The following is a 19028-nucleotide window of genomic DNA, read 5'->3' on the forward strand; positions in this document are numbered from 1 at the left end:
AATATTATTGGAGAGATTGAATAGATAGTTGCTTGAAAATATCGTCCAGCAGGCCTTTGTCGAGGTTTATCTCCCGCAGCCTCCATCCTTGCTGTACGCTGGCTGTAATAATTCTTTCGGTGATATCCTGATCGCCATCGAAGTAGATACGGATCTGGCGATCGCTCAGGAACTCTACTTTTGTGGCGCCTGGAATCTTCAGTAACTCCGGGGCGGAAGGCGCATTTTCCATGCGTACCAGTACGCTATGTGGTTGTACATAGTTGTTAAAGGCGTCCATCGTATCAGCGAAGATTACTCTGCCACCTTCAATCATCACCACTTCCCGGCATAAGAGATGTACTTCGTTGAGTATATGGGAAGACAACAGTACGGTATGATCCTGGCCTATTTCCCGGATCAGTTTACGGGCCTCTATCAATTGGTTAGGGTCCAGGCCATTGGTAGGTTCATCCATGACTACTAACCGGGGCTTATGGATGATCGCTTGTGCAATGCCTACCCGCTGCCGATAGCCACCAGAGAGGTTGCCGATGAGTCGGGAGCTGAAATGTCCGATCCCACATCGTTCCTTTGCCTCTTCTACTGCTTTCTTGACGGTTCCTTTTTCCATTTTGCGCAATTGAGCGCAAAAAGTGAGGTATTCATCTACCGTGAGATCTGTGTATACGGGAGGATACTGCGGCAAGAAACCAATTTCTTTTTTCGCTGCTTCCGGTTGTTCCCGCATACTGATACCGTTGATATATACATCTCCTTCCGTCTGATTCAGTACTCCGCAGAGGATATTCATGGTGGTCGACTTACCGGCTCCGTTGGAGCCCAGTAAGCCTACTACCCCTGTTTCTGTAATCTCCAGGTTGATATCCCGTATTGCCCATGCACTGCTATAGCGATGCGAGAGTCGTTCGATTTTCAGTATAGTACTCATGACTATTGTTCAAATGTTCTGTTAATAATTTATCACTACCACCTGTTGCCGTTGCGCGCCTGTTCCGCCGCGAATACCAATCAGCGCCAGCGCTTTGTTCTTAAACAACCAGGGATGCGGCTGCACAGATGGCCCGGTATAATGTATACCTGTTGCCGTAAACGTGGCGATCACCGCATCCGAGGCTGCATCCCTAAATTCAAACACATCATCCGCCTGGGGAACATTCACAGGATAGGTTATGAAGTTGGACATTGTCTTATAGGCTATATTGCCCGCTTCCGGGCTGCTCTTTCCCTGAATCGTCACTTTCACCGACTGGCTGCCTGGCGACAGGTTAATAAACCTGATACTGGTAGTACTATCTCCCAGCGAATGATTCGGCAAATGTTCTTCTACGAACATCGTATCCGGTTGTGCCAGCGTACCAGTGACATACAGCGAATGAATGGAGCCTGCCGGCAATTGCAGATTGAGCTTAAGTAATGGTAAATCTTTCTCTGTGGTATCGGGAAAGTTATAAATCCACAAGGGTTGTTCCCCGTTATAGGAGCTGTAATGCCTTGTTGGCAAACTAGGATCAGCATATTGCACGTACATGGTGCGGTAATAATCATAGGGCGTGCCGCCTTTGAAATTGGTAGCCAGCAGTTCGCTGCCTACTACGGCATTCATGATGTTTAGTGCGGCCGCGTCTTTAGGCATTATGGTCGCTTTACCACAAGAGAACAGCATCATGGCTAACAGGCACGCATATATGAAAGATTGTTTTTTCATCTTAGTAACCAGTATTTTGGATCAGGAAATGGTTGGTATTAATTTCTGGCACGGGGAGTGGATACAGGGCCTGAAAATCGCCTATCCACGGCTGTTTCAGCGGTATAGCACTTAATACGTCATGCATTTGTTTGGTACGTTTGAGATCAAACCAGCGGTGTCCCCATTCTGCAAAAAGTTCTGTTTTTCTTTCTTTTGCCACAGCAGCCAGTGTTTGCTCTTTGTTCAGGGAGGCAGGTAATGCGGGTACTCCTGCCCTGTTACGAATGATATTCAGGTCCGCAATTGCGGTGGCAGTACCACCTGCAGCGCCGTTGGCGGCGGCCTCCGCGCGGATGAGGTATACTTCTGCCAGGCGGAGTGCCATATAGTATTCACGTGGTGGCATACCTGGTGTGCCATTCGCTTTACCTATTTTATATTTCGCAGGGAAGTAGGTTACACCCGTTGAAGTACCGGTCCCCAGGGAGTTATCTGTGCTGTCTACCCATTTAGGAAGACGCTGGTCTCCGGGCTCGAATGTGGCTAGCATGGAAGGTGTCAGGCAATAAGCAGCCAGGCCTATTTTCAGCGTATTCGGCTGCATTACAAACCCTTCCGGAGTACCATCTTTAATGGTGAAGTCTGTCAGCGCTTGTTGCAATTGCCAGATGGCTTCCTTACTATTGGTACGGAAAACGTTGTCCAAGTCAGTTTCCAGCGTATAGTCGGCCACGTTATCTATCACCATAGTGGCCGTTGCCGCCGCATTATTATAGTCGTCGGTATAGAGGTATACCCTGGCTAATAAGGCGAGTGCTGCGTATTTATTTGGTCTGGTACGTTCGCCGGTTGCAGTAGGGTAAGCGGCTGGTAGTCCAGCGGCTGCATCTTTCAGATCCTGCAATATCTGCTGGTATACTTCACTTTGAGGGGCACGGGATAAATGCGCCGTTTTATTGAAATCTACCGTTAATGCCAGGGGCACATCTCCAAAGAAATTGACGAGGTAGAAATAACTAAATGCACGCACAAACTTTGCTTCTCCCGTTAATGCCTTACGCACACTGTCTTTCAACGTTACCGATCTGGAATCGGCAATACCTTCTATGACAGAATTGGCGCCGTAGATCGCATCATATGCGGAATACCAGATTTCCCAAGGACGGTCGCTGTTATAGATGGTTAGTTTATTGATATTAACGCCATAGTAGGATTGCTGATCGGTACCGTAATAGCTGAATAGTTCATCAGAAGATAATCCTCCCAGTATGGTGGAAAGTCCTGCAGCAAAGCTTCTCTGGCCTACGCTGCCGATTGATAGATAGTCGGACCCATTGATCATTTTGCTATAAACGCCAACCATGGCGCTATTGGCCTGCTTTTCACTACTGAACACCTGACCGGTGGAAATAGTATTGATAGGATCAGGTATTGTCACCAGTTTCTTGCAGGCGCACAACATTCCCAGCAATAAAAATCCGGAAACGATTACTATATTTTGCTGAAATCTCTGCATAGCCATTGGATTTAGAAGTTAAAGGATAAGCCGCCAGTGATAGTTCTGGAAGGAGGAACACTAGACAGGTCCTGTATTTCCGGGTCTATCCCTGGATAGTTGGTGATAGTGAAAAGGTTCTGTGCCCTGATAAAGGCGCGACATGCGGTCATGTGCATTCTTTTCAGCAGATTATCCGGCAGTCCGTAACTGAGGGCCAGGGTACGGAATCGCAGATACGAGGCATTCACATACATGGCGTCTGAAGAGCTGATGGAAGTACCGAGGCTGGTAGAATATCCCGGATAAGCAGCGATATCTCCCGGCTTCTGCCAATGATCACGAATCGCGCTTACTGGCAGATTAGAGAAGCCTCCTGGTATTTCGAGGAAAGGATTCATGCCCAGCTGACGTTTGTAATCAAAGAACAGATCCAGGTTCCAGCCTTTATAGGTCAAAGCGGTCCCAATACCGCCATAGTATTTAGGATTCAGATCTTTCACGATATAGCGGTCGTCATTTGCAGTACCGGCTGGCACATTGCTATTGATGATGATCTGCCCGTCTTTATTACGGTCTACGAAACTATATCTCCCTGTTTGCGGATCTATACCCAGGTAATGTGTCAGGTATACAGCGCTGAGCGACTCTCCCACTCTATAAATGGTATAGTAGGGCGACTGCTCAATACCAGGATAGGATATGAGTCGGTTCTTATTAGTGGAAATATTGAATGTCACAGACCAACGGAGGTCTTTCTTCTGTACCAGGGTAGCACGGATATCTCCTTCCCAGCCAGCGTTTTCAATCACCGCATTCCAGTTGCCTACAATGGAACTGAAGCCGGTATATCTAGGTGTAGGTATGCTCGTTACCTGGTTTCCGGAACGGTTCATATAATAAGCTCCTTCCAGGTTGATACGATCTTCCAGGAAACTGACGCTTAATGCCGCTTCGTACTTCTTATTTGATTCCCAATGATATTGCTGGTTTACTGCGTGTATGGGTACCAGTGGTTGCAGGCCGCCATATTGGTTCAGTGGTACATTGGATATTTTGGTAGACCACTGCGACAAGTACTGATAGTCGCCAATAGAACCATCACCACCTGTAATACCATAACTGGTACGCAGTTTCATGAAGCTGACCCAGTTAGGCAGCAGCTGTTTCATCCAGGGTTCTTCCGAAGCATTCCAGGCCAGCCCCACAGAACCGAAATTGCCAAACTGACTACCCGCAGCAAAACGGGAAGATCCGTCTCTTCTGGCATTCAGGTTGATGATATATTTATTGTTCCAGTTATAATTGATACGTCCGAACATACCGGCATATTTATAACGGGCATAATTTTCGGTTGTTTGTTGCACCATCGCATTGTTAATGCTGCTGAGCATATTGTCGTCCGTATAACCTAATCCGAATGTGGTAACGCCGTCGGTGATGGTGGATTGAAGGGAACCTCCTAGTTGTACTTTCAGATCGCCTTTACCAACGTACCGGCTATACGCAATTTGTGGTTCTATGATCCAGTTGGTATTCTTTGTAGTTCCGAAACTGGTGGAACCCATTGGATTGTCTATTGGATTTTGAGATGCAATAGGTATGAAGAAATTGCTGGAGCCAGTCATGCTGGTATAACCTGCGGAAGTAGATACTGTCAGTCCTTTCAACAGTTCATAGCTGATACCAAGGTTGCTGCTGAACTGATTTGTTTCCAGAACATTTGTCTTTAACAGGTAGCCGAAAGGAAAGTCATTTCCTTTACCAACGGCATTCCATTCGTCCCAGTTTAATTCTCCTTTGCTGTTATAGATGGGCGGCGCATTAGGTGGCAACTGGAAGACACTAGATAATGCATAAATAGCATTCACGTGCGTATAGGAGAACTGTGTACCGAGGTTCACACTTAGTTTCTGATTCTGGCTTTTGTGGCCAATATTAGCGCCCAGCGTAGCTTGCTGACTGGCGCCACTCTTACTCAATACATCTACTTGTTTGCCATAGTTACCACTGATGCGGAAAGTATTTTGTGCATCGCCACCGGAAAGACTAGTATTGATGGTAGTCTGACTGCCGGTCCCTAAAATTTCTTTCTGCCAGTCGGTATACCGGGTAGTATCCCATGCCACGAGATCCGGAGCAGTGGCTTTGGTAGGTGTGATACCATCATTTTTGAATGCTTCGCGGCGCATTTGGAGGTATTGCTGGGTATTCAGCATCTGCCGGCGATGCGGCACATCGATATAGCCTTGGTTGACATCCAGGGAGAAATTCGTTTTGCCGGGTTTTCCTTTCTTAGTGGTAATCAGGATCACCCCATTTGCCGCGCGGGAGCCATAGATGGCTGTAGCGTCCGCATCTTTCAATACTTCGATGCTTTCGATATCGCGAGGGTTCATGCTAAACAAGGGGCTCTGACCGCCGGTGGCGGAGAGTCCACCTTGCACAAATCCTGTAGAAACGCCCCCATTGCGCCAAACGCCAGGAAGGTCTAATACCGTCATAGGCACTCCATCGATCACGTAGAGGGGATCTGAGAGAAAATTAGTCCCTATAGAATTACGGCCTCTGATTTCCACTTTTACAGGAGCATTGGCATAACCGCTGGTTTGTGTGACGAGGAGCCCCGGCGCATGGCCCTGAAGGGCCAGTAGTGGGTTGAGGACAGGCTGTCTCTCTATATCTTTGGCGGTAATCTTTGTGATATTACCGGTGGTCAAACGTTTGCTGGTAATCCCGTATGCCTGTACCACTGCCTGGTCCAGCTCACTGGTAGCGGGAGGTAATGCCACATTAAAGAGTACCCTCAGGCGGGAAACAGTTACGGATACTTTCTGAAAACCGATACTGGAGAACACCAGGACATCGTTTTCTTCCACGTTTTTTAAGGTAAATAATCCTTTCTCGTTGGTTTGCGTTCCTCTGTTGGTTCCTGCAATAACAACGTTTACACCTATCAGTGGAGTGCGATTTTTTTCGTCAGACACGATGCCCGAGACTTCGCGCGTGGGCACGTTGTCTTCGGGCATTGCGGTCTGCGGACTATCCGACTTCCGGAACAGTACAATTGTGGTACCCACGATATTGTACTTCACCGGCATGCCTGAGAAGATAGTCTTTAGAAAAGCTTCTAATGGCTGTTTTTGGGCATTTACAGAAACGGAAACAGAGACATCTATTAAATCCGGATTGAATATCACGACATAGTTGACTTGTTTTTTGATTTCGGCAAACACCTGTTGCAGCGTAGCTTTCTTACTGCTGTAGGTGATAGTTTGTGCTGTTGCAGACAGGGATACTGTCAGACAGCCTACCATCAGCAGCACCATGGTCAGCCTTTTAAAAAGGCGGTTTGGCTTAGTGGACCATTTGCGAATACTGGATGTTTGAATCATAATAATTCTGGTTGATTAAAATAATTGGTTTCAGTATGGGTATAGCATTCCCAATAGCTTCACAGCTTTTATCTGAATCGCTTGCCATCAGATGATTGGAATAGCAGGTATAGCCCCTGTTACGATTTTTACTGGCATAGCTCCGCCAATAGCATTACAGCTTGCATTCAGGATATGTCCATGAATCAGATGATTAAAGTTTAAGTTGGTATACCGAATGCCCTATTATGGCATAATCACTAGCTTTCTACCGTCAATTTTATAATGAACGCCCATGGTGCTCAGCACGGTGAGCGCCTGGTTCAAGTCAAGGTCCCGTTTTATTTCGCCGCTGAAAAGAATATTAGGTATGCCCTTCTCGTATATCACATCCACATCGTACCAGCGGGAAAGCTGTCGTAATACCGTTTCCAATGGCGTACGGTCAAAGCGGAACAATCCTTCTTTCCAGGCCACTACCATTTCGATATCTACATTATTGTTCACATCCAGTTGGTCTTGGCTGACAACGCCCTGTTGGCCTGGCTTCAGCACTGCGGAGGTATGGTCATGTAATATCCTGACACTACCTTGAATTAAGGTGGCACGAATAGCTGGTTCATTCGTATAGGCGTTTACGTTAAATTCCGTACCTAACACCTCTATTGTATTCTTACCGTCAATATTTACCTTGAATGGTTGATTGGCGGCTGGTTTCACCTCAAAATAGACTTCGCCGGACATCTTCACTTCCCTGGAATTACTATGGAAGGCCGTCGGGAAAGTGATACTGGATTCTGCATTTAGCCATACAGCGGTTCCATCTGGCAGCAGCAATCTGTACTGGCCTCCTTTAGGGGTGGACAAGGTATGCATTTCCACACTTCCGGCTTTTCCTTTGTAGTCCAGTTCCCCTTTATTATTAGCTACTTGCAGCCCCTGCTGTTGTACAATGTTGCCATAGGCGCTGTCGAGCTGTATTTGTTTGCCATCTGCCAGGGTTAAAAAAGCATGGTTTCCTGGTTTAACAGCGTTGGTATTATTGACTATTGGCGTCACATCCTTAGGACGCCATATTATCATTGTAGCGGTAGCCGTTATCAATAATAGCGCCACAGCAGCGGCATATGGCATCCAACGACGGCGTATAGGCACTACCGGAGCAGCCGTGCTTTCTATCAGTCGCTGTAGAATACGGTTACCAGCGGCGGCTGTAAGCGCAGGCGGCTCTTCAAAAGAGCGCCGGTAATTCTTCTCCAGCACGGATTCCAGCTCCGGATGATCAGCGGCAGGATTTTCCTTCAACCAGGCGAATAAAGTTTCACTTTCAGTATCCGAGATGGTACCGTCGAGAAACTTTTGAAGCAGGTCTGTAACAGGAAAATTATTTGGCTCCATAATAATAAGACTAACGAATAAAACAAATGGGTGGATGACATCGAAAAAAAATCTGAAATTTTTTATTTCAGGGATACCAGCAGTATTAACAGGGAGATACTACCGTGCTCCAGGAGGTAGTCGCGGATGGCCTTTACGGCGAGCGACAGGTGCTGTTTGAATGTATTACGGGAAATATTCATCTGAGCAGCAGCTTCCTCATAGCTCATTCCCTGTTGGCGGCAGAGGATGAAGGCTTCCCGGCGTTGCGGGGGCAGTTGGTCTATTGCTTTTTGCAGCAGTTCCTCGTATTGTTTAGCTTCCACCGCATTCATGAGCGACTGGTCGTTGATACCTGTGGAGAGGCGATGCATGATTTCATCGCGAATGGTATCATATAGGGAGATGCGGTTCAACTGTGTAATGGCCGTATTACGGGCGAGGCGGTAAAGGTAGGCATCAAAAGATTTTTTAATATCCAGTTGCGTTCGTACTTCCCATATTTTAAGGAATACGTCATGGACCAGGTCTTCCGTAAAAGCCGGATTCCTGGTGAATTTCAGCAGATAATTATAGATACCGCCATGATATTGCTGGTATATCGTTGTAAACGCCTCCCGATTGCCGAGGGCTAGTTGTTGCAGTAAGTCCTGGTCATTCATTAACATAGTCTCATCAGCTCCCATCCCCTGATGCAACGGTAAATTTAATATTAATTGGGAGAAATTATAGTGGGGAGAAGGATGAGTGGGGAGAAGAACGAGGCAGCATGCACCTTACCCTTTCAACAACTCCGTAGGTGCTTGCCCGTATTGTTTCTTAAAAGCAAAGGAAAAATGAGACAGGTCTTCAAATCCTAAATCCATATAAATCTCGGTGGGGCGCAGGTGCTTCTGCGTAATCAGAAAGTAGGCTTCCTGTAGCCTGCGATGCTGCAACCAGTTGCGCGGAGAAGTCTGGAAGATCTTTTGAAAATCCCGTTTGAATGTAGCCAGGCTACGTCCTGTTAAATAGGCGAAGCGGTCCAGCTTTACATTGAAGTGGAAATTTTTCTGCATGAACTCTTCGAGGTTAATTTTGTAAGGGTCTGCAAAATCAAACAATACCTTCTTCAGGTTTTTATCATAGGCAAAGAGTAATACCAGCGCCTCTTTTACTTTCAGCTCCAACAGCTCAGGGGCTTTATTTTCCAGTAAATCTTTATATTGTAACAGCGACTCCATGAAATAACGGAGATGCTGCGCCTCTGGCAAAGGTATAAACGTGGCGGTTTGTACCTTCTCTTCTGCCTGGAAGGCTTCCTGCGCACTCATTTGCTGCAACATGGCATCATCTATCCGGATGGAGAGGGACTTGAACTCTAATGCAGTGGAGACTCTTTTTATAAACTTCAGTAACTGATTTTTCCTGATCAGTACTACATCTCCCGGCCCGAAAGTCTGGCGATTATTACCATCATACAGTTCCATTTCTCCAGAAATTATCATCAACAGATTATGATATGGCACAAACTGTTCCCCTTCCCTATAGGTAGTAAGATGACAGGAATAATTGATATAATTAGTATCGGTAGACATATGTCGCTCTATCACTATATAAACCCTGTCCGATTCGCACGCAGACAGGGTTCATAAATATAAAACATATTACATTATAAATTAGACGAGGATGGATTTAGGTTCCAGGTATTCTTCCAGGCCATAGGCTCCAAACTCCCGTCCAATACCAGATTGCTTAAATCCTCCGAATGGCGCAAGCGGATCATGCTTAAAGCCGTTTACACATACTCTGCCGGCTTCAATCTGTGATGCGAGGCGTATAGCGCGACCCTCATCCGCAGCAGTAATATAGGCTGCCAGTCCATATGTAGTATCGTTAGCAATGCTAATAGCTTCCTCCTCATTTTCATATGGAATGATAGATAATACAGGACCGAATATTTCCTCTTGTGCAATGCGCATGTTGTTTTTTACATCAGTAAACACGGTCGCTTTGACAAAGTTGCCATCTTCCAATCCTGCTGGTTTTCCCAGACCGCCGGTTAACAAGGTGGCGCCCTCTTCCAAACCCACTTGTATGTATTGCTGTACGCGGTCGAATTGTTTTCCGGAAACCATAGGGCCTACATTGGTAGAATCGTTACCGGGGTTGCCTACTACTACCTGTTCAGCAGCCGCTTTAGCCAGTTGGTTTACCTCCTCCAGGCGAGACTTTGGTACCAGTAAACGCGTAGGCGCCACACATGCCTGACCACTGTTCATATAAGCGCCAAATATTGCCATTGGGATGGCTTTTTCAAAATCAGCATCATCCAGGATGATGTTGGGCGATTTACCTCCCAGTTCCAATGTTACCCGTTTAACGGTATCCACAGCCGATTTAGCAATCAATTTACCAGTTACAGTAGAACCAGTAAAAGATATCTTGGCAATATCAGGATGGTTCGTAATGGCACTTCCTACTACATTACCTAATCCGTTTACCACATTAAATAAACCTTTAGGCAACCCTGCCTCATGAAAACATTCCACCAGTACTTGTGTCTGCAATGCGCTCATTTCACTGGGCTTCACCACTACCGTACAACCGGCGGCGATAGCCGTTGCCACCTTATTACATATGAGATTGTTGCTGGCATTCCAGGGAGTGATAATGCCTACAACTCCTACCGGCGTCAGTTGCACTAACGTATGGCCCGCTTTACGCTGGAACTCAAATGCCTGCAATGTTTCTATCATACTGCTGAAAGAAGAGATCGCCATCTGTACGCTCATAGCACAAAATTGACGGGTACCGCCATATTCCTGGATCATTACCTCTGTCAGCTCTTTCTCCTTTTTACTTACAGCCGCCTGCAAATTTTCCAATAACTGTACGCGATCTGCTATACTGGACCTGGAAAACGATTTGAAAGCCTGCTTCGCAGCGGCAACTGCCTGTTGTACGTCTGTTTCATCTCCCAGCGTTACAACCCCTAATTGCTCATGATTGGTGGGATTGATCAGATCGAAAGTGGCTGAGCCATGCAACGTAACAAATTCGCCGTTGATATAACCTTTATTGATACTTTTCATATACTTTGTTTTTACAGTACAAATGTCCGGCAACATCTTCACTTCCTCTTTGCTGCATAGCTCAAAGTTGTTTTGTTGTATGGCTCAGCCATTTCCCCTAATTGGCTCTGCTTCTTTCCTCTTCGTTCCCGAACGCTCTCTGTTTAAAGGTCTTGATATTCTTACCCAGCTTATAACTCAGGGCAACACGGAAGCCTCTGGAATCTCCGTAACTGCGTACGGTATTTTTAATACCATTGGAATAGTAAGAGATCAGTGGGCGCTGTGCATTGAGAAGATCTTCTCCTGTCAGCGTTACAGAGAATTTTTTATTGGCCAGTAGGAACTTCATAGAAACATCCAGGATATGCAATGTAGAGATCTGGAAGATCTGATAACGGCCAGGTAATTGTAACGCATAATTGATACCGAGGAAAACAGTTTTGGAGGAGTTGAGGGTGAAATCGTTATTGGTGTAGCAGTAGCCGTTATAGCCATCAGTAGATTGAATGATGCCTGTTTTCGAGGTTACATGCTGGTAGTTTACATTGAAACCTGTAGCACTATTCCACCATGACAATTTATTAAAATTGTAATACGTGGAAAATCCTATCTGGTAAGTATTGGCATAGTTCATCGGCGTTTGTCTGGTAACATTGGTGACGCTATCCACGATGGATAATGCCTGACCGAAATCGGTTACCCTGGAATAGTATACTGAATTCACCCAGTTTTGATTTTTCACGTAAGAGAGCTCCAGGTTATCAATGTAGGAAGGTTTTAAGAATGGATTCCCTTCTGAATAGAAATAAGGACTGGTGCGGATCACAAATGGATTCAGGTAATCAAAATCTGGTCTGCGTATTCTGCGGCTGTAGTTAAAAGAGAACGTATTATTCGCATCCGGCTCATAGGTGATATATGCCGTCGGGAACAGTTTAATATAGTCATTTGCGTTAGTCTGATTCAAATTGAGGCTGTAACCTTTTGTTTGTGTGGCTTCTATACGCAGACCGACTTGTGTCTCCCAATAATTATTTATTTTCTTACCTGCAGAAAAGTAAATTGCTTCGTTGTACTCTTTGTAATTGAATACATTCGACTGACCTGTATTCAAAACGGGGCCACCTGTTTGAAGGTCATATACCACCAAATCATTATTGGTATTGGTGTATGAGGCTTTAGCGCCTACATTCACATTGGCCCATTTATAAGGCAGGGAGATATCCGCTTTACCGGAGAGGTTATGTATTTTATTGATATTGGAATTCGTGGCAGCGAAGTAACTACCAGGGATCACGCCTTTATGCTGATCCAGTTCATTTCCGGAATATAAGCGAAAATCTTTCTTCTGATAACTGAAGTAGTCGAAGTCGATCGTCACTTTCCGGTCCATGGAATCCAGCGCAATGGCATGATGCCAGTTTACCGCATTCATAGCTGGTTTATTAGCGCCATTTACATCCGAAGCAATATAACTTGTGTTATCCTGACCAATACGGCTCGTAAAAGGTTGATTACTGAAGTTCTTGTCAGTAAAGCTTCCCAGGTATTTCACACCGGTAGACCATTTATCGGAAATCTTATAATCGATACCTAAACCGGTACTCAGCACATCGCTTTGCGATTTATTTTTCACCTGTTGGTTCCATTGTTCATGGGTATAGAATATCTGTCCATCAGAGGTGGTCAATAATTTTTCTTTCCCTTTATTCACGGATACCTGTAGCGCGAGGCGGGAATGATTATAATTGAACAAACCTTGTACACTGCCGCTAGCATAGGTTCTCTGGTTATAGGTAGTGCCGATGGTGGCATCCCAGGTATTAGCTTTTGCGCGTTTCAGCTTAATATTGATCAGGCCACTGTTGCCTTCTGCATCGTATTGGGCAGGGGGCGCCGTGATCACCTCAATACTCTTGATATTATCCGCAGGAATGGTTTTCAGGAAAGTGGCCAGGTCTTCCTGCGACATCCTTTGCAGTCGGTCATCTATCATTACCAGCACTTCTCCTTTTCCCACAATGGAGATATTTTCTTGTTGTACTCTCACCCCAGGAGTGGCCTTCAGCGCATCTAAAGCGGTACCGCCTGTAGGCATCACTGCATTTTCCACATTAAATACCAGTCGGTCTACCCGCTGCTCCACCAGCTTCTTCCGGGAAGCAACGGTTACACCCTGCAACGTGGTTTCCTCCTTGATTTCAATGAGGCCCAGATCCAGGTCCTTGTTCAGTACCACTTCCCTGCTCAGGCATTCCTTCCCGAATTGCTTCATCAGCAGTCGGTACTGCCCTTTCTCCGCTTTAATAGCAAAGCGGCCCAGGGTATCTGTCAGCATTTGCTGTACAGGGATACTATCCTGCTTCATTAAACCCACATACATAAATGCCATAGGCTCTTTACGCTGATTCAGGATAAGTCCTTTAATGGAGTATTGTTGGCCAAATACATAGGTAACAGATAAGATTGCCAGCAGTAACAAGGTGATTCGCTTCATATTTCGTGAATTAAGTAGACCACAAAACTCTATGGAATAAATACCTTTTACCACTTTTATCGACAAACCCCCGCCGTTTTTCTACGAACCCGGATCAACATCTTTTTGAAAATGAATAGCTTTGTAAAAAATGATGCAATGCTTTATAAGGGGACGTTATCAAGGAAAAAAGAGGTGATCATCCATGGGATATTCTGGCTGCTCAGCGCCTATTTTACTTTTGTGAAGAACCCGATGCAGACCCAGTTTTCTAAGCCTGACCTGTTTTACAGCACCTATGTGGTGGTATTTATTGCGACCTTCTATTTTCATTATTTAATCGTAATGAAACAGGTATTCAAGTCGTCTTTCCAATGGAAGAAGCTGGTGGCAGGGATCTTCATTTCCTATTTGTTCTTCACCGCCATGCGATGGCTTACAGAGCAGGTCATTACGGACCTCCTGTTTGGAAGAATAAACTATACCTATCCCACCTTCCTCAACTATATGTTCGACAACCTGCAATACAGCAGTACGCCCATCATTTTCAGTTCCTTTCTCTGGTGGGGCATTTATTTTATTCGTTTGTTGGAGTATAATAAAGCCATCCTGGAAGAAAACAAGAATACGGAGATTAAATTCCTGAAGGCGCAGATTAATCCGCATTTCGTCTTTAATACCCTGAATAATATCTATTCCATGGTTTATTTTCAATCTGATAAATCCTTACCGGCGATTGAAAAACTGAGCCAGGTCATGCGATTCACCACCTATGAGTCACAGAAAGAAAAGATTTACCTTTCAGATGAAATCAATTATATCAAAGCTTATATTGAACTGGAGCAGCTAAGACACCAGGAAACGGAGTTCGTCAATTTCATCAGCGAAGTAGAGAATGACTTCATAGAAATCCCGCCCTATGTGCTTTCCCCGCTGGTGGAGAACGCATTGAAACATGGCGCCACTTCCAGGGAAAATCCTATAGACATCCGACTGACCGCCAATAAGCAACAGCTTACTTTCAAAATAAAAAATGAAATTGGCACACAGAAGAAGGATAAACTGGGAGGAATCGGATTAGATAATCTGAAAAGACGACTGGAAATCCATTATCCCAATGGGCATCAACTACAGCTCACCCAGGCACAAAACCATTTCACCGCTGAACTTTTAATACACCTGTCATGAAGAATAAAATAAATTGTATCATACTGGACGATGAGCCTTTTGCAGTGAAACTAATAGCCGACTATGCCTCCAAAGTTCCGCAGCTACAGGTATTGTATGCCGACAGCGATGTATTCAAAGCCATCGAGGTACTGAAGCGCGAATCAGTAGATCTCATCTTCCTGGATATTCAAATGCCTCAACTGACAGGTATTGAACTGATGCAGCTATTCAATCAGCAACATAATTTCATCATCACTTCTGCTTATCCGCAATATGCACTGGATGCATACCAGTTTCATGTGATTGATTTTTTGCTGAAACCAGTCACTTTTAATCGGTTTTTTCAGAGTATTGAAAAGTATAACCGCTGGCAGCAAACTTTTCAGTCCAACGACACGAATGATTTCCTGTTTGTAAAAGCAGACCGCAAACATTATAAAATAGCGCCAGATTCCATTCTGTATATAGAAGGCTTGAAAGACTATATTCGTATACATACCCAGGAAGAGAAAATAATGGTGTTGGAGAATATGAAAGATATCCTGGAAAAGCTGCCGCAGAAACAGTTTGTACGTATCCATCGTTCTTACATTATCCCTCTGGATAAGATAAAAGTGATAGAAGGCAATCAGATCCAGCTCACTGATGGCACCTATTTACCAATTGGAGAAACGTATCGTAAGCTGGTAAATGAATGGGTGGACAGGAAATAAATAGTTTGATTTAACATTTCCCGGGATCGGCCTGGCGCATATTCTTATACAAGAACCGGACATCTTCCGGTTTGAACAGGGCAGTACCTGGATTCAATGTAGCGGCCGTTCCACAAGCCACGCCAAACCGGACAGCCGCCACGATGTCTTCTCCCTGCGAAAGTTGGTATACAATTCCTGCCACCATACAATCCCCTGCCCCCACAGTACTGTTGCATCTGACTGTAGGGGCTGCAATGGTATGTACAATTTTATCCGTAACAACCAAAGCGCCTGCTGCCCCTAAAGAGACCACTACTATCTCACATTTCCCACTGTTAATGACTTCCTTAGCCGCCGCTACCACTTCATTTCCGCATAATGATTCCTTTCCAACCAGGTAACTCAACTCCGACAAGTTAGGCTTTATCAGGTAGACACCTGTATCCACAGCAGCTTTCAAAGCCGCTCCTGAAGTATCTACGATACATTTTATTCCCCGCCCTTTTGCAATAGCGGCTGCTGTACCGTAAATAGAAGCTGGCGCGCCAGCAGGAAGGCTTCCACTTACCACCAGCCAGGTTGTCTCCATATGACGAATGACCTCCAGGCATTGGTCAAATTCCTGTGGACTAACCATCGGCCCTGGCATACCAAAACGATATTGTAAGCCCGTAGACTTATCCAATACAATCAGGTTTTCCCGTGTATGAGAGGAAATAGGGACCATGATAAAGGGGATTGCTTCCATATCCAGTAAGGAATTAAAAAAATTCCCGGAATATCCTCCTGCTAGATAAACAGCCGTAGCCTCTCCTTGCAACTTTTTGATTGCTCTTGCAACATTCACCCCACCACCGCCAGGCTCAAAAACAGGCATAGAACAGCTTAATTTTTTCTCCGGGGCCAAAGCAGGAATGATAACGCTTTTATCAATAGCCGGGTTAAAGGTGACTGTAGTGATAAGTGACATGGCAGCGAATGTTAAGATGTGGTAAAACTTAGCTCAAAGGTACTAATGAGGCGCCGCATGGGTGGTGTCTTCCGTCATTACCTTCTATGATTATTATCAGGTATTTCACCTCTGTTTATCAGCCATTCAACTGACAATTATCATAGTCAATTAGCGACTGCCGGTCTAATTTTACATCAAAGAATTGCTATTATGGAAAAGATTCTATTCATTACAGATGCAATGGCTATAAACCCCCAGGCGCTTGACTTTGCCATGTTCCTTTGTAATCTTACCCACTCAAAACTAACAGGTATCTTTCTGGAAAATCTTGAGTATGAAGGCAGACCTTTAACGATGCTACAAGCGGAAGCAAACTCGCCCGCTAATTCCATTGATGATATAAAAAGTAACTGCTGTGAAGAAGGTATCCAACAATTCAGAACCGCATGTGCAAGCAGAGGAATACCTGCTGTTGTTCACCGCGACAGAGGTCTCCCAATGGATGAGATTATCAGGGAGAGCAAATATGCAGATCTACTGCTGGTGGATGCTGCCTTATCCTTTGCCAGTCAACCGGAGCCCATACCCACACGATTTGTAAGAGATATACTGACAGATGCAGCTTGCCCCGTCATTATCACACCAGTTGGCTTCGAAGGGATTGAGCAAATTATTTTCGCGTATGATGGGCATCCTTCCTCCATGTTGGCGATGAAACAATTTACGCATCTGTTTCCACAATTATCTCAGCAACCTGTTAATGTAATTACTGTAAACAGTGAGCACCGCATCTCGGCAGGAGAAAAGAACAGATTGAAAGAATGGTTACTGGACCATTACAACAATATTGTATTTACAGAAAGGGAGGGCGTCATTAAGACGGAATTACTGGAATATGTATTAAATAAGAAGAACGCTTTTCTAGTGATGGGATCTTATGGTAGAAGTACTATTTCCAACATGCTGAAATCCAGCCATGCCACACCGATCATCCGAATGACTAACCAGCCGGTGTTCATATCGCACAGTTGAGGACAGAGAATAAAAAAGTCGCCTACATTTCGTGTATGCGGTTAAGTTAGATGACGGTATTTTCCAAGCGCGCGTCTTCTTTAATTTCACAAAGGCTTGCACAAAAAAGCCCCATCTCGAAAAGAGATGGGGCTTGACGATTCATATAAGGACAGGCATCTACTTAAGCAACCACATTATTTGATTGGCGTCATCAAATCCGCCATACTGTGCATTCACCGCACTGTTTACATTATCTGAGTTGTAATCCAGCTCTTTCTGTGGATACATCCATCTTACCGGCATGGCGTTAGCGGGCGTATTCATGTTGGTAGCCGCTTTCAGCGTAAATGCAGGATAACCGGTACGTCTGTTTTCATACCAGGCGTTGAAGTCGGAGTTCTGGAAGAAACCGGCAATATATTTCTGTGTAATGATCTGTTTGATCTGATTTTCCGCAGTACCGGCGAGTGTCACCGTAGCAGGAAACGCATTAATATAGGCATCATCCATTACCATTCCGTGTGCATAGGATGCAGGCGTATATTTCACCAGGAAATTCATATGACTTTTGATACCATTTGCATAGTAAGTCTGTGCATCTGTGCCTGTAATCCAGCCACGTACCGCTGCTTCAGCGAGGATGAACTGCACATCCCAATAGTTCAGTAAGCCTACTGGTTCCGCATTAAACAACTCTTCATAACGTTTATTTACGGCACAGGAATTACCCGCTTTCTTATTGGTAACAATCGTTCCCAATTCATCCGCAGGATCAATACCGAGATAAGCATTGTAATCTGAAGCAGTTTTGCCAGCAGAAATCTGAGCAGGAGAAGGTTCTGCCATATAGAACAAACGCTTATCCTGAGAAGCTTTCATAGGATCGAGCAGGTAGCTGGACAGCACCGGATAATCCAGGAAAGAGTTGATCTGCGCAGGAGTACTGCTCCATGGATAGCAATAACCAGCAGAAGCCGTATAGGTTACTGCAAAGTTATCGTTGAAATCCCTCATCAACGGACGCGCCGCTACCGCTTTGAACCGGTTGATTACATCCAGGTCTTTATCGGTTGTTTTCTTATAAAGATTAATCAGTACATACAACTGGAAGCTGTTGGCCAGTCTTCTCCATTTGTCTACATTTCCCTGGTAAATGAAATCGCCCGTAAAGTTTACGCCTTTAGACAATAGTTGATCTGCCTGATCCAGTTCATTCAGGATACCGAGGAATACATCTTTCTGGGTATCATACTTTGCTTTGATAACGCCTGATGAGCCCTGAATAGCCTGGCTGTAAGGGATATCTCCTACCTGCATGGTGGTTTGGAAGAACTGCCACGCGCGGATAAAGTGACCAAAACCTTCAAAGGTATTTTTAAGATCGGCGGTACTGGCATTTTTGATCATTGGATCTACATCGCGGAGTACCAGTAATCTCGCAAAATCGACTCTTGTCAGTTTATTGTACTGGTATTCGCTCATCAACTCTGTCCAACTGATATATTTACCCAATGTAAATGGCTGACGGAATCCGGTACCTTGAGAGATATCTTTGGACGTAACGGAAGTGAGGATATTGGTAGCCAGCCATTCCGATGCAGCTGTGGAAGGCTTATCGGGATTGGTATTGATTTTATCAAACTTTTTGGTACAGCTACTGAAGCCCAAACCGGCTATCAGTGTGGCAATTACAGCTTTTTTTGAAATATGCTTAGTCATGTTAGTCTAT

The 19028-nt window shown here is 45.0% G+C and carries 14 protein-coding genes; 3 read left to right on the forward strand and 11 right to left on the reverse strand.

Translation table 11 applies throughout. The features are described from left to right. Nucleotides 1–4 precede the first annotated feature (4 nt). The 9 genes from CLV59_RS23300 to CLV59_RS23340 all read right to left on the reverse strand — a co-directional run bounded on the left by CLV59_RS23300 (nucleotide 5) and on the right by CLV59_RS23340 (nucleotide 13489). Nucleotides 5–931, reverse strand: a complete 927-nt coding sequence (locus CLV59_RS23300; protein WP_111594474.1) for an ABC transporter ATP-binding protein — start codon at nucleotides 929–931, stop codon at nucleotides 5–7. Nucleotides 932–952: 21 nt separating this feature from the next. Next, complete coding sequence (locus CLV59_RS23305; protein ID WP_111594475.1) at nucleotides 953–1708, reverse strand: DUF4397 domain-containing protein; 756 nt, start codon at nucleotides 1706–1708, stop codon at nucleotides 953–955. A gap of 1 nt (nucleotide 1709) precedes the next feature. Further along, entirely contained in the window at nucleotides 1710–3206 is a 1497-nt protein-coding gene (locus CLV59_RS23310) for a RagB/SusD family nutrient uptake outer membrane protein (RefSeq protein WP_170137897.1), read from the reverse strand. Between the two features lie 11 nt (nucleotides 3207–3217). Beyond that, complete coding sequence (locus CLV59_RS23315; protein ID WP_111594477.1) at nucleotides 3218–6580, reverse strand: SusC/RagA family TonB-linked outer membrane protein; 3363 nt, start codon at nucleotides 6578–6580, stop codon at nucleotides 3218–3220. Nucleotides 6581–6805: 225 nt separating this feature from the next. Next, nucleotides 6806–7957, reverse strand: coding sequence for a FecR family protein (locus CLV59_RS23320; protein WP_111594478.1), 1152 nt, complete (start codon nucleotides 7955–7957; stop codon nucleotides 6806–6808). A 62-nt stretch (nucleotides 7958–8019) separates the two neighbouring features. Further along, nucleotides 8020–8598 (reverse strand): RNA polymerase sigma factor, encoded by a 579-nt coding sequence (locus CLV59_RS23325; protein WP_170137898.1) that lies wholly within the window; start codon nucleotides 8596–8598, stop codon nucleotides 8020–8022. 114 nt (nucleotides 8599–8712) lie between these two features. Next, entirely contained in the window at nucleotides 8713–9513 is an 801-nt protein-coding gene (locus tag CLV59_RS23330) for a helix-turn-helix domain-containing protein (protein WP_111594480.1), read from the reverse strand. 81 nt (nucleotides 9514–9594) lie between these two features. Continuing rightward, a complete protein-coding gene (locus tag CLV59_RS23335; RefSeq protein ID WP_111594481.1) occupies nucleotides 9595–11010 on the reverse strand; it encodes an aldehyde dehydrogenase family protein in 1416 nt (471 codons plus the stop codon). A 97-nt stretch (nucleotides 11011–11107) separates the two neighbouring features. Next, nucleotides 11108–13489: a TonB-dependent receptor domain-containing protein gene (locus CLV59_RS23340; protein ID WP_111594482.1), complete on the reverse strand. Its 2382-nt coding sequence runs from the start codon at nucleotides 13487–13489 to the stop codon at nucleotides 11108–11110. Between the two features lie 138 nt (nucleotides 13490–13627). Here CLV59_RS23340 and CLV59_RS23345 point away from each other — a divergent pair, with 138 nt between their 5' ends. After that, nucleotides 13628–14656, forward strand: coding sequence for a sensor histidine kinase (locus CLV59_RS23345; RefSeq protein ID WP_111594555.1), 1029 nt, complete (start codon nucleotides 13628–13630; stop codon nucleotides 14654–14656). Further along, nucleotides 14653–15351, forward strand: a complete 699-nt coding sequence (locus CLV59_RS23350) for a LytR/AlgR family response regulator transcription factor (protein ID WP_111594483.1) — start codon at nucleotides 14653–14655, stop codon at nucleotides 15349–15351. Before CLV59_RS23345 ends, CLV59_RS23350 begins: the two co-directional genes overlap by 4 nt. Nucleotides 15352–15361: 10 nt before the next feature. On the opposite strand, the gene CLV59_RS23355 is transcribed toward CLV59_RS23350, so the two are convergent. Continuing rightward, nucleotides 15362–16303 (reverse strand): 1-phosphofructokinase family hexose kinase, encoded by a 942-nt coding sequence (locus CLV59_RS23355; protein ID WP_111594484.1) that lies wholly within the window; start codon nucleotides 16301–16303, stop codon nucleotides 15362–15364. Between the two features lie 192 nt (nucleotides 16304–16495). Here CLV59_RS23355 and CLV59_RS23360 point away from each other — a divergent pair, with 192 nt between their 5' ends. Next, complete coding sequence (locus CLV59_RS23360) at nucleotides 16496–17317, forward strand: universal stress protein (protein ID WP_111594485.1); 822 nt, start codon at nucleotides 16496–16498, stop codon at nucleotides 17315–17317. A 159-nt stretch (nucleotides 17318–17476) separates the two neighbouring features. Here CLV59_RS23360 and CLV59_RS23365 read toward each other — a convergent pair whose 3' ends face one another. After that, nucleotides 17477–19018, reverse strand: a complete 1542-nt coding sequence (locus tag CLV59_RS23365; protein ID WP_111594486.1) for a SusD/RagB family nutrient-binding outer membrane lipoprotein — start codon at nucleotides 19016–19018, stop codon at nucleotides 17477–17479. Between the last annotated feature and the right edge of the window lie 10 nt (nucleotides 19019–19028).

Origin of the sequence: Chitinophaga dinghuensis (genome assembly GCF_003259435.1) — a bacterium.
Taxonomy (GTDB): Bacteria; Bacteroidota; Bacteroidia; order Chitinophagales; family Chitinophagaceae; genus Chitinophaga; species Chitinophaga dinghuensis.

What these genes read in the sequence shown, in the direction of transcription:
- CLV59_RS23300 (WP_111594474.1), bottom strand. Translation starts at nt 931, where the DNA reads ATGAGTACTATACTGAAAATCGAACGACTCTCGCATCGCTATAGCAGT.
- CLV59_RS23305 (WP_111594475.1), bottom strand. Translation starts at nt 1,708, where the DNA reads ATGAAAAAACAATCTTTCATATATGCGTGCCTGTTAGCCATGATGCTG.
- CLV59_RS23310 (WP_170137897.1), bottom strand. Translation starts at nt 3,206, where the DNA reads ATGCAGAGATTTCAGCAAAATATAGTAATCGTTTCCGGATTTTTATTG.
- CLV59_RS23315 (WP_111594477.1), bottom strand. Translation starts at nt 6,580, where the DNA reads ATGATTCAAACATCCAGTATTCGCAAATGGTCCACTAAGCCAAACCGC.
- CLV59_RS23320 (WP_111594478.1), bottom strand. Translation starts at nt 7,957, where the DNA reads ATGGAGCCAAATAATTTTCCTGTTACAGACCTGCTTCAAAAGTTTCTC.
- CLV59_RS23325 (WP_170137898.1), bottom strand. Translation starts at nt 8,598, where the DNA reads ATGAATGACCAGGACTTACTGCAACAACTAGCCCTCGGCAATCGGGAG.
- CLV59_RS23330 (WP_111594480.1), bottom strand. Translation starts at nt 9,513, where the DNA reads ATGTCTACCGATACTAATTATATCAATTATTCCTGTCATCTTACTACC.
- CLV59_RS23335 (WP_111594481.1), bottom strand. Translation starts at nt 11,010, where the DNA reads ATGAAAAGTATCAATAAAGGTTATATCAACGGCGAATTTGTTACGTTG.
- CLV59_RS23340 (WP_111594482.1), bottom strand. Translation starts at nt 13,489, where the DNA reads ATGAAGCGAATCACCTTGTTACTGCTGGCAATCTTATCTGTTACCTAT.
- CLV59_RS23345 (WP_111594555.1), top strand. Translation starts at nt 13,628, where the DNA reads ATGCTTTATAAGGGGACGTTATCAAGGAAAAAAGAGGTGATCATCCAT.
- CLV59_RS23350 (WP_111594483.1), top strand. Translation starts at nt 14,653, where the DNA reads ATGAAGAATAAAATAAATTGTATCATACTGGACGATGAGCCTTTTGCA.
- CLV59_RS23355 (WP_111594484.1), bottom strand. Translation starts at nt 16,303, where the DNA reads ATGTCACTTATCACTACAGTCACCTTTAACCCGGCTATTGATAAAAGC.
- CLV59_RS23360 (WP_111594485.1), top strand. Translation starts at nt 16,496, where the DNA reads ATGGAAAAGATTCTATTCATTACAGATGCAATGGCTATAAACCCCCAG.
- CLV59_RS23365 (WP_111594486.1), bottom strand. Translation starts at nt 19,018, where the DNA reads ATGACTAAGCATATTTCAAAAAAAGCTGTAATTGCCACACTGATAGCC.